General features: G+C 41.7%; 20 protein-coding genes. 15 read left to right on the top strand and 5 right to left on the bottom strand.

Annotation, left to right across the window (positions count from 1 at the left end; all coding sequences use genetic code 11):
- A partial coding sequence (locus tag VK080_RS13195; protein ID WP_324225234.1) for a formate--tetrahydrofolate ligase occupies positions 1–1,527 on the top strand: 1,527 nt, incomplete at its 5' end.
- 5 nt (positions 1,528–1,532) lie between these two features.
- Positions 1,533–2,132, top strand: a complete 600-nt coding sequence (locus VK080_RS13200; RefSeq protein ID WP_324225235.1) for an HD domain-containing protein — start codon at positions 1,533–1,535, stop codon at positions 2,130–2,132.
- Positions 2,133–2,178: 46 nt separating this feature from the next.
- Here VK080_RS13200 and VK080_RS13205 read toward each other — a convergent pair whose 3' ends face one another.
- Together VK080_RS13205 and VK080_RS13210 are read right to left on the bottom strand one after the other, a co-directional pair.
- Positions 2,179–2,544 (bottom strand): DUF2512 family protein, encoded by a 366-nt coding sequence (locus tag VK080_RS13205; RefSeq protein ID WP_324225236.1) that lies wholly within the window; start codon positions 2,542–2,544, stop codon positions 2,179–2,181.
- A 278-nt stretch (positions 2,545–2,822) separates the two neighbouring features.
- Positions 2,823–3,854 carry an NlpC/P60 family protein gene (locus VK080_RS13210; protein ID WP_324225237.1) on the bottom strand — a complete coding sequence of 344 codons (1,032 nt, stop codon included), beginning with the start codon at positions 3,852–3,854 and terminating at the stop codon, positions 2,823–2,825.
- A gap of 154 nt (positions 3,855–4,008) precedes the next feature.
- Between VK080_RS13210 and VK080_RS13215 the strand changes: the two genes are divergently transcribed.
- The 7 genes from VK080_RS13215 to VK080_RS13245 all read left to right on the top strand — a co-directional run bounded on the left by VK080_RS13215 (position 4,009) and on the right by VK080_RS13245 (position 7,702).
- Positions 4,009–4,965 carry a thymidylate synthase gene (locus tag VK080_RS13215; protein ID WP_324225238.1) on the top strand — a complete coding sequence of 319 codons (957 nt, stop codon included), beginning with the start codon at positions 4,009–4,011 and terminating at the stop codon, positions 4,963–4,965.
- A gap of 20 nt (positions 4,966–4,985) precedes the next feature.
- Positions 4,986–5,483: a dihydrofolate reductase gene (locus VK080_RS13220; protein ID WP_324225239.1), complete on the top strand. Its 498-nt coding sequence runs from the start codon at positions 4,986–4,988 to the stop codon at positions 5,481–5,483.
- 3 nt (positions 5,484–5,486) lie between these two features.
- The gene (gene mobA / locus VK080_RS13225) at positions 5,487–6,065 is read left to right on the top strand and encodes a molybdenum cofactor guanylyltransferase (protein WP_324225240.1); all 579 of its coding nucleotides are present in this window, start codon (positions 5,487–5,489) and stop codon (positions 6,063–6,065) included.
- A 152-nt stretch (positions 6,066–6,217) separates the two neighbouring features.
- A complete protein-coding gene (locus tag VK080_RS13230) occupies positions 6,218–6,421 on the top strand; it encodes a twin-arginine translocase TatA/TatE family subunit (RefSeq protein ID WP_324225241.1) in 204 nt (67 codons plus the stop codon).
- A gap of 19 nt (positions 6,422–6,440) precedes the next feature.
- Positions 6,441–6,629, top strand: a complete 189-nt coding sequence (tatA, locus tag VK080_RS13235; RefSeq protein ID WP_324225242.1) for a twin-arginine translocase TatA/TatE family subunit — start codon at positions 6,441–6,443, stop codon at positions 6,627–6,629.
- A 68-nt stretch (positions 6,630–6,697) separates the two neighbouring features.
- Positions 6,698–7,462: a twin-arginine translocase subunit TatC gene (gene tatC / locus VK080_RS13240; protein WP_324225243.1), complete on the top strand. Its 765-nt coding sequence runs from the start codon at positions 6,698–6,700 to the stop codon at positions 7,460–7,462.
- Positions 7,463–7,480: 18 nt separating this feature from the next.
- Complete coding sequence (locus VK080_RS13245; RefSeq protein ID WP_324225244.1) at positions 7,481–7,702, top strand: YozE family protein; 222 nt, start codon at positions 7,481–7,483, stop codon at positions 7,700–7,702.
- Positions 7,703–7,721: 19 nt separating this feature from the next.
- Here the strand turns inward: VK080_RS13245 and VK080_RS13250 are convergent, their stop codons facing one another.
- The gene (locus VK080_RS13250) at positions 7,722–8,051 is read right to left on the bottom strand and encodes a YolD-like family protein (protein WP_324225245.1); all 330 of its coding nucleotides are present in this window, start codon (positions 8,049–8,051) and stop codon (positions 7,722–7,724) included.
- A gap of 616 nt (positions 8,052–8,667) precedes the next feature.
- Here VK080_RS13250 and vrrA point away from each other — a divergent pair.
- The 3 genes from vrrA (at position 8,668) to VK080_RS13265 (ending at position 10,426) form a co-directional block, all read left to right on the top strand.
- Entirely contained in the window at positions 8,668–9,126 is a 459-nt protein-coding gene (vrrA, locus tag VK080_RS13255) for a VrrA/YqfQ family protein (RefSeq protein ID WP_324225246.1), read from the top strand.
- A gap of 94 nt (positions 9,127–9,220) precedes the next feature.
- Positions 9,221–10,174, top strand: coding sequence for a peptide-methionine (S)-S-oxide reductase MsrA (gene msrA, locus VK080_RS13260; protein WP_324225247.1), 954 nt, complete (start codon positions 9,221–9,223; stop codon positions 10,172–10,174).
- A gap of 45 nt (positions 10,175–10,219) precedes the next feature.
- Entirely contained in the window at positions 10,220–10,426 is a 207-nt protein-coding gene (locus tag VK080_RS13265) for a DUF6501 family protein (RefSeq protein ID WP_324225248.1), read from the top strand.
- Positions 10,427–10,468: 42 nt separating this feature from the next.
- Here VK080_RS13265 and VK080_RS13270 read toward each other — a convergent pair whose 3' ends face one another.
- Entirely contained in the window at positions 10,469–11,659 is a 1,191-nt protein-coding gene (locus VK080_RS13270) for a M14 family metallopeptidase (RefSeq protein WP_324225249.1), read from the bottom strand.
- A gap of 268 nt (positions 11,660–11,927) precedes the next feature.
- On the opposite strand from VK080_RS13270, the gene VK080_RS13275 reads away from it, so the two are divergent.
- Complete coding sequence (locus VK080_RS13275) at positions 11,928–12,167, top strand: DUF362 domain-containing protein (protein WP_324225250.1); 240 nt, start codon at positions 11,928–11,930, stop codon at positions 12,165–12,167.
- A 197-nt stretch (positions 12,168–12,364) separates the two neighbouring features.
- On the opposite strand, the gene VK080_RS13280 is transcribed toward VK080_RS13275, so the two are convergent.
- Positions 12,365–12,634, bottom strand: a complete 270-nt coding sequence (locus tag VK080_RS13280) for an acylphosphatase (RefSeq protein WP_324225251.1) — start codon at positions 12,632–12,634, stop codon at positions 12,365–12,367.
- A gap of 259 nt (positions 12,635–12,893) precedes the next feature.
- On the opposite strand from VK080_RS13280, the gene VK080_RS13285 reads away from it, so the two are divergent.
- Positions 12,894–13,316 (top strand): hemerythrin domain-containing protein, encoded by a 423-nt coding sequence (locus VK080_RS13285; RefSeq protein WP_324225252.1) that lies wholly within the window; start codon positions 12,894–12,896, stop codon positions 13,314–13,316.
- Positions 13,317–13,347: 31 nt separating this feature from the next.
- Positions 13,348–13,671 carry a hypothetical protein gene (locus tag VK080_RS13290; RefSeq protein ID WP_324225253.1) on the top strand — a complete coding sequence of 108 codons (324 nt, stop codon included), beginning with the start codon at positions 13,348–13,350 and terminating at the stop codon, positions 13,669–13,671.
- Positions 13,672–13,685: the final 14 nt, after the last annotated feature.

Here is a 13,685-nt window from a genome sequence, read left to right on the forward strand (position 1 = left end):
CATGACAAACCGAACGGCAAAATCATTTTAGTGACCTCGATTAATCCAACACCTGCCGGGGAAGGAAAATCAACCGTAACAGTCGGATTGGGACAAGCATTGCATAAAATCGGCAAGAAGGCAATGATTGCTTTGCGTGAACCTTCATTGGGGCCTGTTATGGGAATGAAGGGTGGTGCAGCAGGCGGGGGATACTCTCAAGTGCTTCCAATGGAGGATATAAACCTTCATTTCACCGGTGATCTGCACGCCATCACCAGTGCCAACAACGCATTATCCGCTCTGATTGATAATCATATTCACAGAGGAAATGAACTGAACATTGACCCCCGCCGTATTGAATGGAAACGTGTCATGGATATGAATGACCGTGCTTTAAGACAGGTTGTTGTTGGACTGGGCGGCCCGTTACGCGGTGTGCCACGGGAAGATGGTTTTAATATTACCGTTGCTTCCGAAATAATGGCCATTTTATGTCTGGCAACAAGTCTTGAAGATTTAAAAGCAAGAATCGCCGAAATCATAATTGGCTATACATATAATGAAGAACCTGTAACGGTTAGGGATCTGAAAGCGGAAGGGGCGCTTACACTCCTTTTAAAAGATGCGCTTAAACCGAATCTGGTTCAGACAACCGAAAACACGCCAGCCGTCATCCATGGTGGTCCTTTTGCCAATATTGCCCACGGATGCAACAGTATTATGGCAACCAAAACAGCGGCCAAACTGAGTGATTATGTCGTAACCGAAGCAGGATTCGGAGCGGACCTTGGGGCTGAAAAGTTTTTGGATATCAAATCACGGGCAGGAGAATTCAATACGGATGCAGTGGTCATTGTCGCAACTGTACGTGCCTTGAAAATGCATGGCGGTGTCGGACTTGAGCAACTTAAAAAAGAAAATGTGGAGGTACTGAAAGCAGGCATGGAAAATCTGGAAAAACATATTGAAACGATTGAAACGTTCGGGCTTCCATTTGTTGTTGGCATCAACAAATTTCCAACTGATTCAAAAGCGGAAATCGATTTTATCAAATCATGGTGTGAAGCCAGAAATATTGATGCAGCGTTAACCGACGTACACGCTAACGGCGGGGCAGGGGGGACGGAGCTTGCCGAAAAAATTGTTGAAAAAGCTGATACGTCCACCCAAAATTTAAATTATGTATATGACTTGGATGATTCCCTTAAAGCAAAAATCAGGAAAGTTGCGCAAACTGTCTATGGCGCTGAGGATATTGAGCTATCAGCGGCAGCCCAAAAACAGCTCGCTTTTTATGAACAGCAAGGATGGGGAAAACTCCCAGTTTGTATGGCGAAGACACAATATTCGCTGTCAGATGATCCGGTCTTGCTCGGAAAACCGGAAAATTTCACAGTGACCATCAGGGAACTGCGGCCATCGATAGGAGCCGGGTTCATCGTTGTATTAACCGGCAACATGATGACCATGCCCGGATTGCCTGTAAAACCGGCGGCACTCAGCATGGATGTGGACCAGGATGGAAAAGTAATCGGGTTGTTTTAATGAATATGTCTGACAAAACAGCAGCAATCCGTGATTATGTATACAGTCTATTTAACGATGATGTAGCCGGACATGATTTTTTTCATATGAAGCGGGTTGCCCATATGGCAAAGGATATAGCTAGCCGTGAACAGGCTGACCTATTCATTTGTGAAGCAGCCGGCTGGGTTCATGATATCGGCGACCGCAAACTATTTTCCGACAGTGAACAAGCTTTAGAGGAATTGGAGCATTTTTTACAATCCATTCATTGCACGCATGAAGAGATCAACGGGATTCGGGCAGCTTCAAAAGATGTTTCGTTCAGTAAAGGAATCATACCGGCTACACTGGAAGGAAGGATTGTTCAAGATGCTGACAGATTGGATGCAATCGGGGCTGTCGGCATTGCACGGACGTTTGCCTACGGAGCTGCCAATGGACAATTACTCTGGCATGACAGCTGGGATAGACAGCAATCCACATCCATCCAACACTTTTATGATAAATTATTACGCTTGAAAGACATGATGAATACGGCAACTGGTGCCCAAATAGCTGCCGGACGTCATCAGTTTATGAAAAGCTACTTAAAACAATTTTTCCGAGAATGGCAGCAACATTAACACTCAAACACGGGAAGAAAGTGTTATCACCTTCTTCCCGTTTTAATTAATCACGTGCAACTTCTTCTTTTTCGATCCTGTCGTTGTGTAACAGCCAGTTATGCTGGAATATTTCTGTTACGGCCAGTAAAGCACCAGCCAGGACTGCTCCAAAGAAGGTTACAGCTGTATCAGTAAACAGCATGGCACCAAAGTAAACAATCAGAGTGCTGACGATAAAATCCACCCCGACACTGAGCCAATTCGTTTCTTCCCGCAACATCACTCTTTCCAAATAATAACCGACAAATGCTAATATAACACCGAGAATGATGGGCTGATACCAATACCCGAAATCGACATTCGGAAAAATCCATGAAGCAGCATACAACCCAATTGGACATATGAGTAATTTTACGATTAATCCTGCCATCTAACATGCCACCTTTATCGTTATATACAGATAGGGTTTGCCATAAAAGTGGAACTTATTCAACCAGATGCAGCTCAACTAACATTCAGACGGAAAAATACCCGACTGAATGAAGTTTCGCTTTATCCCGCATGTAACGGACAGTAATCCGCCAGAGAACGGCGGCTAACTGTCCCTAAATGCCCGATTCGGCTCGGGCCTGCACGACGCAGGTCACAAAGGCGTTGCCACAGGACGTGGCGCTTTTAGCCTTTGTTCCCCTGGAATGAAGTTTCGCTTTACTGAACTCTGCCTACCCCTATATAGCGTTCCTGCCAATAAGAATTATTCAGTTTGCTGATTTCAACGCCACTTGATTCACCGGCGTGAATAAATTTACCGTCACCAATATATATTCCCATATGGGATGGTCCCGGCTTATATGTTTCAAAAAAGACCAAATCCCCAACTGATGCGGTATCGACCTGTGTCGTGAAGTTCCATATATCGCTTACGGTCCGCGGCAGGGAAATACCTTCCGTCTGAAAAATGTGTTGAATGAAGCCGCTGCAATCAAATCCGCTTGGTGAATCACCGCCCCAGACATATGGTGTTCCAATTTGCGCACGCGCTTCTTCAATTGCCTGGGGATAGTTCGTGTTCGTTACCTCTACTTGTTTAACTTCTTGCGATGATTCCTCTTTTGATGTTTGAACTGCATCTTGTTCTTGCTCATCATCCTGTTGATTTTGCGAATTGTTTGTTGAAGGTTCTTCTTCATATAAAGCTTTCAGAGCATCATTGTCAATCAATTCCGTGCCATGTGCCTCCTCAGCTTTTTCAAGCGCCTTGTGGGTAAGTGGCCCATAAATGCCGTCAATTTCACCTTTATAGTAGCCAAAATAGTCGAGGGCGCGCTGGACGATTTTAACATCAGAACTTGCCATACCTGGATGGATAGATCCAGACATATCTTCCAGCTGTTCTTTGTATTGCTTCTTTTCTTCATCAATAACGGTGTTTATTGTTTTCAGATTGGCCTTTCCAGTAATTGTCAGATTGTGTTTTTCCTGAAATTTTTTCAATGCATGTTCCGTTAAAACACCATATTTACCGTCAATTTTATCATCAAAATAGGATAATTTATTCAGTTTATGCTGCAGGATTCTTACGGTCTCACCATGCTGTCCGTATTGTAATTGTTCTGCCTCCAGCAATTGATCATTTTGAAGTACAGGATATGCATCAACGTAGACTGCAAACGGCTGACTCAGCACGTAGCTGTACAGGACAGATTGTTTCACTACATGCTCGATCGTACCATTCAGCATGCAAATATCCCCTTTCATGTGTGTCTGCTTTTAAAGATTTATGTCTGTTTCAGCCTGATTATGCGCCAGCCAGTTTACGTTTGTGTTACAATGGATTAAATTATGATGATACATAAGCATATGTGTATTATGATTGATAAACGAGGTGAGAATAATGCTGACAGATGAGCAGGGTTATTTAGATTTATGCAGATACATACTTAAAAACGGAACAAAAAAGACGGATCGGACCAATACGGGCACTTATTCTGTATTCGGGCAGCAAATGCGGTTTGATCTCAGCGAAGGCTTTCCGCTATTAACGACCAAAAAAGTACCGTTTCGTCTTGTTGCCAGTGAATTGCTCTGGTTCATAAAAGGTGACACAAATATCCGGTATTTACTGCAGCATAACAATAACATATGGAATGAGTGGGCTTTTAAACAATGGATTGAAAGCAGTGACTATGATGGTCCGGACATGACTGACTTTGGAAATCGCAGTCAGCAGGACTCTGAATTCAGTCAGCTTTATCAGGAACAAATGAATATTTTCAAAGATAAAATATTGAACGACCGCGCGTTTGCGGAACGATATGGTGATTTGGGCAATGTATATGGAAAACAATGGCGTGCCTGGAAAACGTCGCAAAACGAAACCATCGATCAACTGAAAGAAGTGATCCAATCAATACGTCATCATCCTGATTCACGCCGACATATCGTTTCGGCCTGGAATCCGGAAGATGTCCCGAATATGGCATTGCCGCCTTGTCATACACTGTTTCAGTTTTATGTGGCGGATGGAAAACTGTCATGCCAATTGTATCAGCGCAGTGCCGACATGTTTCTGGGTGTGCCATTCAATATTGCCAGTTATGCACTGCTTACTTATTTAATGGCACATGAATGCGGATTGGAGCCAGGGGAATTTGTTCAGACTTTGGGAGACGCTCATATTTATACCAATCATGTTGAGCAGGTTAAGACACAGCTGGGCCGCGCCGTTAGAGCATTCCCAACGCTTAAAATCAACGAGGAAAAAGACACGGTTTTCGACTTTGAACTCTCTGATTTTGAAATAATCGATTACAACCCGCATCCATCCATTAAAGCACCGATTGCTGTTTAAACAAAGGGGCCGTGAAATATATGATTTCTTTGCTTGTCGCCATGGACCGGAATCGTGTCATCGGTTATCAGAATGACTTGCCATGGCATCTGCCAAACGATTTAAAATTTTTTAAGCAGAAAACGATCGGTCATACAATTATCATGGGAAGAAAAACGTTTGAATCAATTGGCAAACCACTTCCCAAACGAACTAATGTTGTTATTACGAGACAGAAGAGCAGCCGATTTCCAGAGGGGATTGATGTGATCCGCGACATCAATACTGTGTTCGACTGGAACCGCCAGCATCCTGCAGAAGAACTTTTTGTGATTGGCGGTGAGGAGATTTTCAAACAGGTTTTGCCGCATGCTGATCGTATGTATATTACCCTGGTTGACAACGTTTTTCAGGGTGATACATACTTCCCGAAGTTTTCGGAAACAGAGTGGCAATTAACAGCCAAAGAAAAGGGGGAGAGGGACAATAAAAATCTTCACGACCATTATTTCTTACAATATGATCGGCAAGGTGATTGATTTATGCGTATTTGTGGCGTGATCCTTTCCGGCGGGAAATCATCCAGGATGGGAACAACCAAAGCGTTTCTGGAATTAGACGGAAAGCCCGCTATCACACATATCGCTGACGAATTAAAAAAAACAAGTCAACATGTAATGGTCATTACGAATGAGCCGGCAGACTATCAGTTTCTCGGGCTGGAATTATACCGTGACAGGTACACAAACATGGGACCGCTGGCCGGCATCGAAACAGCTATTTATCATATTGATGCGGATGTTTATATTTTTAGTGCATGTGACATGCCATATATCCATCATGATGTTTATCAACATTTAATGCGGTCATTGAATTACAATGATGCCGTTATACCGATTTATAATGATAGAATGCATCCGTTATCCGGCATTTATACTAAAAATGTGCTGCCGCAAATCCAGATGCTGCTTGATAACGACCAGCGAAAAATACGAGCGTTATTTGATCATATTACGGTCAATTATGTATCCGACTATAACGGGATTCCAAAGCATGTTTTGGATAAGCATTTTTTTAATATGAACAATCCGGACCAATACGAAATGGCCAAACAATTTTAAAGGATGACGAGCCCTTTTTAAGTTGCCTAACAGCATTCCGTCATGTTACACTTTTATCAGTTTCAAGGCTGTCCGCAGTCAAATGTTGAACGTCGGATATCGTGAATTGTTTGCTTGGATACATCATCATATATTTAAAGAAGGTGTCATAAATGGCGAATATTGGTTTTCCCGGGCTTATTTTGATTTTGGTGATTGCATTGGTTATTTTTGGCCCTAAAAAACTTCCGGAAATTGGAAAAGCTGCCGGAAATACGCTGCGGGAATTTAAAAAATCAGCACAGGATTTAACGAGTGACGTTTCTGATGAAGTCAAGGAGACAAAAGACATTGTAAAAGATGATCAAAACAAATAATTATTCGGAGTGATCATAAATGGGATTAGGTAATATCGGTATTCCCGGGCTAATTTTAATTCTGATTATTGCTTTAATCGTTTTCGGTCCGTCCAAATTACCCGAAATCGGTAAAGCTGTCGGCAGTTCATTAAAGGAATTTAAAAAAGCGACCAAAAGTATTGGGTCAGATGATTCCGGTGAAAATAATCAATCTTCACGGAAATGAGCGACTTGACAAAGGTGTAGGGGATTAACCTTACATCTTCTTTTATGCTTGGATTGGGAGCGTGCGCAATGTCTGAAGAACAACGAATCGATAATGAAAAAGAGATGAACGTCGTAGGTCATTTGTCCGAACTCAGGAACCGCCTCATTGTGACAGCAGTTTTTTTCATTATATTTTTTGTCATAGGCTTTATATATGTTGATATCATTTACGGTTTTATTGAAAACGATTTGCCGTTCAAACTGAGTGTCACCGGTCTGACTGATCTGATATCCGTTTATTTAACACTGGCAGGTGTTGTGGCGGTAATCGGTACTTTGCCGATATTTTGTCTGCAAATCTGGCTGTTTATCAGACCCGGGCTGACTAAACCTGAACGGAAAGCGACACTGATGTATGTTCCGGCAATTTTTATTTTATTTATTGCAGGAATCGTTTTCGGGTATATCATTTTTGTGGAACTGATTATACCGTTCCTCCTTTCCTTAAATGATGGGATGTTCAATGAAATCTTCACATACGACCGGTATTTCAAGCTGTTATTCCGAATCGTCATCCCATTTGCCTTATTTTTTGAAATACCGATTGTTGTCATGTTTTTGACACACCTCGGTATTATGACACCTGATTTTATGCGGAGAACACGAAAGTATGCGTATCTGATACTTGTCATAATTGGTGCGTTAGTAACGCCGCCGGATTTTGTTTTACAACTTGTTGCAGCAGTACCGTTAATTCTTTTATATGAAATAAGTATCTATCTTTCCGGAATCATTTACCATAAAAAACTGAAAAAGCATCGGGAATTTATGGAGAATGACAATCTTAATTAAGTATGAGGTGTCTGGCACATGCGTTCATTTTATCATTATGCATTAACATACAGAGGGAAAAAAGAACCGGATGATAAAGGCCGCTTGGCTGATTGGATGTTTTATGACCATGAATTTCCGAAGCAGTCTGCTGACTACCATGAAATCAGCAATTACCTGGAGTGGAACAGTCCATTTACCAACGCTTTATCCGTATTTGATGAGCTCTGGGACGCGTATAAGCTGAACGATCTGGAATAGTCCTTTTCTCCGGGGCCAGTCATGTAAAGGTCAGCTGCAAAATATCATGAAAAGCAACCCTTTTATCCGGTTCATTAAGCCTGTTTAAGACGACACTGCCTGTTTGACTGTCCAGTTTCGTGACCACCCCTATTAGTTCTTTAATCGTGCCGCTTTCATATATATGCAGACAAATAGGGGATTGAAGCTCAAACGCCTCAAGCAGCTGATCATTCAATAATTCAACCTGCTGTTCGTCAAGAACGGGCTTTGAGCTTTTCCCATCTTCCATCCACATTTCTTTTAACAATTCGATATGTTCCGGCAGCATGAGTGAAGTCCACTTGATGTTGCCTCGATCATTTGGCATCTTCATCACCTCTTTCAATAGTATATACGAACATACATTCTTTATCAACTTTGGAATCATGAAAACATTAATTAAACAAACGATTGATCAATATAACAGTAAACTGTCAGTAGGGAAATCAGTTGATAAATTAACAGTTAGTTCGCATAATAGCCATCATTTCCTCGTTTTTCGCCAAAATTTTTATCTGGATGTAACATTATGTTGGTTCATGCGGTTGCCCGGGAAATATTATTTAGTTGAATGAAAGATATTCACGAATTCGTCATAGATCCATACCTTTAAAAGGCCTTTAATCCCTTATAATAAACATATAAACGTAATGAAAGAAAGGGGATAATAATGTTTCCGGCAATTGTGTTTGGCAGCATACTTGCAGGTACAATCGGTTTTATCATCACAGCAGAAGTGGCAAGCGAATAAACATATTAAGCCTTTGCTGATCGTCCGGCAAAGGCTTATTTGTATCATGCCATCCAGGACTCTTTCGATAAATACTTGTCTGGCACACGTTACATCCCAATTTTCCTAACTATTGACAGATAACAGCCTACACCCTTCTGTATCAATCACGTACAATAACCTAAGAGAGTGATTTAAAGGGGGAGGAGCAATCATGGTATGGCCAATTCAACAGCAGCGTCCAACGAACGTTATGCCGCCGCGTCAAGGATTTTTACCGGGAAGACCGCCCCAGCAGCCTTCTTCAGGTGGAATAAAGCAATGGTTATCATCCCAAACTGCGCAAAATCTGTTATCACCGGAACGAATCAGTGGCTTCTCACAAAAGCTGAATAATGTCCAACAAGTGTTAAAGGTCGTTCAATCTGCAGCTCCGATCGTCAAGCAATACGGACCAATGGTGAAAAATTTGCCGGCATTAATCAGTATGATGAAAGCATTAAATGAAAGCAATTATGAAATTGATGATGAGGATACAGATGCTGACCAGTCCGACCATAAAGAAGAAGATTCGGAAATACCTGATGCAGAAACAGAAATTGTAGATCTGGCTGAGACGGATGGGTCAGAAACAGTGAAGTCTGGTGAATCAACGCCCAAATTGTTCGTTTGATCGGTCGGACATTAATTCATTCAAGCAAACGATTTGATTTTTATTGTTAAAAACGAAAAAATAAGGTTAAGATAACCATGAATGGAGGTATTTTATGACGACCGAACTGGCAACATTTGCTGGCGGGTGCTTCTGGTGCATGGTTGAGCCATTCGATCAGCGTCCGGGTATTGAAAGTGTTGTTTCGGGTTATACCGGCGGACACGTCGAGAACCCGACATATGAACAGGTTTGCTCGAATACAACCGGTCATGTTGAGGCGGTACAAATTACATTCAACCCTGACATAATGCCATATGAAGAACTTGTCAATACATTCTGGCAGCAAATCGACCCAACTGATGCCGGCGGACAGTTTAATGATCGCGGGGAGTCGTATCAAACGGCTATTTTCTACCATAATGACAATCAGCGGCAAATTGCTGAACAATCCAAACAAAAGCTTGAGAAAAGCGGAAAATTTGCAAAACCGATCGTGACACCGATTCTCCCTGCGAAAACGTTTTACCGGGCAGAGGAAGAACATCAGGATTACTATAAAAAGCAGTCTTTTCATTACCGCTTGTACAAAAAAGGATCAGGAAGAGAAGACTTTATAAAAGAAAATTGGAAACAGAGGACCGACAAATCCGAATTGAAGGCAAAACTCACGCCAATCCAGTACAGTGTGACACAGGAAAACGGGACTGAAACACCTTTTGCCAATGAATACTGGGATAACGAAGAAGAAGGGATTTATGTGGATCTCATTTCAGGAGATGTCCTATTTTCATCACGTGACAAATATGATGCAGGCTGCGGATGGCCAAGCTTTACCAAACCAGTTGACCCATACCAGATTGAAGAAAAAACGGATACAAGCCATGGCATGATTCGTACCGAGGTCAGAAGCAAAAATGCCGATTCCCACCTGGGACATGTGTTTGAAGATGGGCCACAGGATAAAGGCGGCCTTCGTTACTGCATGAATTCAGCAGCCATGAAATTTATACCAAAAGAGGAAATGAAAGAAAAAGGCTACGAAAACTATTTATACCTATTTGATTGAGTTTATTATAATATTATTATGTAAACTAGATTAGGGAGGGTTAATGTGATTCATTTGAAGTGGGAAGATAATGAAACGGTTAAAACCATTGAATGTGTCCATGCAGACGCTGAAAAATTTGTTGTTCACAATAAATTGACACCAGGGAATCAATATGAAGTCAAAAATGAAACGGATGAATTTTACTTCATTATTGATAATAGTAATCGCATTGGCGGATTTTACAAAGACTATTTTAAAGAAGTGGAATAACAGGCCGTACAGCTTGTTATTCCACTTCCTGATATTTCCGAACTACCAATATAAATTCGCCAGCATAATTCCGAGTGTCTCCTGATAAATCTCCTCAAACTGACTAAATGGCAGCGGATTAATGCCACTACCCAATTCAACCGTAAAGCCCGGACGTCTGAATTCCTGGATAAACCAGTCTTTATAACCGGCATAACTGTCTATATAGCGTATTGGTTGATAACCGCTCACACGGGCGTATTCATTTACGATCGATTCTGAAGCAGGCGGTTCCATGCCTTCATAACCCCAGTAAATGACCTCATCCTGGGTATGAAACGCGTTCATCCGTGAAAAATTCCGTTCTTCAGCTAAATCCGCCATGGCGACTGCCTCAGGTTCCGATAATGGATGGGGACCTGGATAGTCTCTGGGCTGCGGCGAATCAGGTTTCCGGGCTGCTTCTATTTCCCAATGTGCCGGGTACTGATTATTCAAGTCAACACCAGCTATATTGGCTTTCCAGTTTGAAAAATCCGGGTTTTGATTATTGAGCGCCAAAACGTGATTCTGGTAATCCCCGGCTGCGGATGCGCCTTCAAGCACTAGATTAACCCCATCCGGATTAACCATGGGCACAACGGATAAATTTGTTTCCAAAAGATTGGGAAGCAAATCCAGTCCTCTAATTGACGCTCTGTTCGTCAAAGAACGTGCATATTCATTTATAAAACGCATAATCACCGGAGTTGTTATCCATTCATTGGCATGAAATGAGCCGTTCAGATGAGCTTGTTTTTCTCCGGTGCCTATCTGTAATTCAAGGATATCTTTTCCCATTACTGAACTGCCGATTGTCTGTTGAAAAATAAATGGATATACAGCGAGCAGCCGATCAATATCGCGTATCATTTTATCAAATGTATAGTGATCAAAATCCGCTATGACTAAATGGTTGACACGTTCCGGGATAACAATTTGCTGGCCAATTTGCAGGCTTTGTGTATTAATAGACGGATTTGCCAATTGCAGCATATCGACTGGAATATTTCGTTCCATTGCAATGCTCCACAATGTCTCACCTGCCGCTATTTGATAAGAACGATCCATATACCCAGGTATCTTGACTGTCTGGCCGATCATTAACTGATTGGCGTTCACTTGCGGGTTTGATTGTTCAATCAGGACTAACGGGACATCAAACAATTCACTGTAAGACTGAAATGAATCATTCGGGCGGATTATGACTTCCATTAAAATCGCTCCTCTATTTTTCCGGATAGTAAATCATATGTGTCATCGCCCATGGATGTGTGATCTTACTTGAAACAGAACTTAATCTTCGGTACCATTATGAATAGAAATTGTGTTGGTCTTTATCCCGCATGTAATGGTCAGTAACCCGCCAAAAGACGGCGGCTAACTGACCCTAAATGTCCGATTCTGCTCAACTAACATTCAGTGGGGGAAAAGCGCCACCACTGAATGAAGTTTCGCTTTATTCTTTAAGGAGGAGATTTACTTGGCCTTTGTCATAACATCACCTTGTATAAATGAAAAATCAGGAGAATGTGTCGAAGTTTGTCCTGTTGACTGTATAGAAGAAGGTAAAGACATGTTTTATATTGATCCCGATATTTGTATCGATTGCGGGGCATGTGAAGCTGTTTGCCCGGTCGAAGCGATTTACATGGAAGATGAAGTGCCTGAAGAAGAAGAGAAATTCATTGAGTTGAACCGCAAGTTTTTTGAAGAGACATAGACAAAAGCCGCTATCAGGTGTGATAGTGGCTTTTTCTTTTTTTAACGAGAAGAAACGCCCCCACTGAATGAGGTTTCACTTTTCCCGCATACAATGGTCAGTAACCCGCCAAAAGACGGCGGCTAACTGACCCTAAATGCCCGATTCTGTTCAACTAACATTCAGTGGGGGGAAAAGCGCCCCCGCTGAATGAAGTTTCACTTTATGGAAAAATGTCTGTAGCCTTTTTCATCTTGCTGCGTGTCAACTTGCATATCTTCAACTTTAATAGCTGGATTGAACCCTTTCTTTAATTCATTTAAAAATGTATTAACCTGATGGTCATTACCTTCAACTTCTAATTCAACCGTCCCGTCTGATTTATTTTGAACCCATCCATTCACATTATATTGAACAGCTTTCTGCTGAGCGGTAAATCTGAAACCCACTCCCTGTACCCGGCCGCTTACGATGACATGTGCATGCATACTTACCATCTCCTTTTCCAGTCGTTCCATAGTTAAGCAACATGATTTTTATCTTTATACCAAAGAATTATTCAAACAGTCAATCAAATCTTTTCGACAATACTGTTACCGAATTTCCGTGATAATTGTCACATAAATTCAAAATTCTCTACAGTTTTATTTGTTCGTACTATTAGTGAATGATATGCTGTTTATCAACAGAGGAAAACTATCTAATGGTAGAAGTATCTACTAGTCTATCACAGAGAGGTGAATTACAATGTCAGGTCCTGCCCTTAAGCATGTCGACAGTCATACCGCCATACATGAAGCAGCATTGAACGAGGCAATAGAGCTGACAAACATGCTCGACAACCTTTACCAGGATAATCAAAAAGAAAAGGCGCTGGAATTAGCATACGTGCTTGTCGAACAATGGGAAACAAGAACGCTGGCACATGCCGATGCGGAGGAAGAAGGATTATACAAGGATCTGGTCGAGGAACACCCCGAACTCAAAGAAGATATTGTCGCTTTGACACGGGATCATGATTTATTACGGCTGATTGTCGATGAAATTAGACATAAACTTCCAGAAAATGGGATTAATGATGCCATTATACAACGTTTCCAATCCTTAATTATCGTTGACGAAATCCACAACGTTAAAGAAATGGAAGTGCTTCCTGACCACGATCACTGATTCAAACAGGCCAAGATGGAGGTGACGAGATTTGAGTTCTGAACAAACATCATCCATTCAGGAACAACCGATGCGCATCATTTTGCCAAAACTGTATCAAGCGATAACGAATAAATTGGAAGAGCAGCATAACATCCACCCGTATGATATTCAGGCAAAAGTACAGACGGATACTTCGGGTTATCAGGTGATCGTTTACTTTGGTGATGGTTTTGCACATAAGGAGTCACACTATTTTTCCAATGAAGCAATTGAAAACATGAATCACAACGTCATTGAATTTATTGAAAAGATTGGGGATGCCTGTAAAGAAGTTATGATTGCTGATTACTTTAAAATGATGCGGCCGAAGTAACTTCCAGACAAAAG

Origin of the sequence: Lentibacillus sp. (assembly GCF_035301925.1) — a bacterium.
In the GTDB taxonomy this organism is placed as follows: domain Bacteria; phylum Bacillota; class Bacilli; order Bacillales; family Amphibacillaceae; genus Lentibacillus.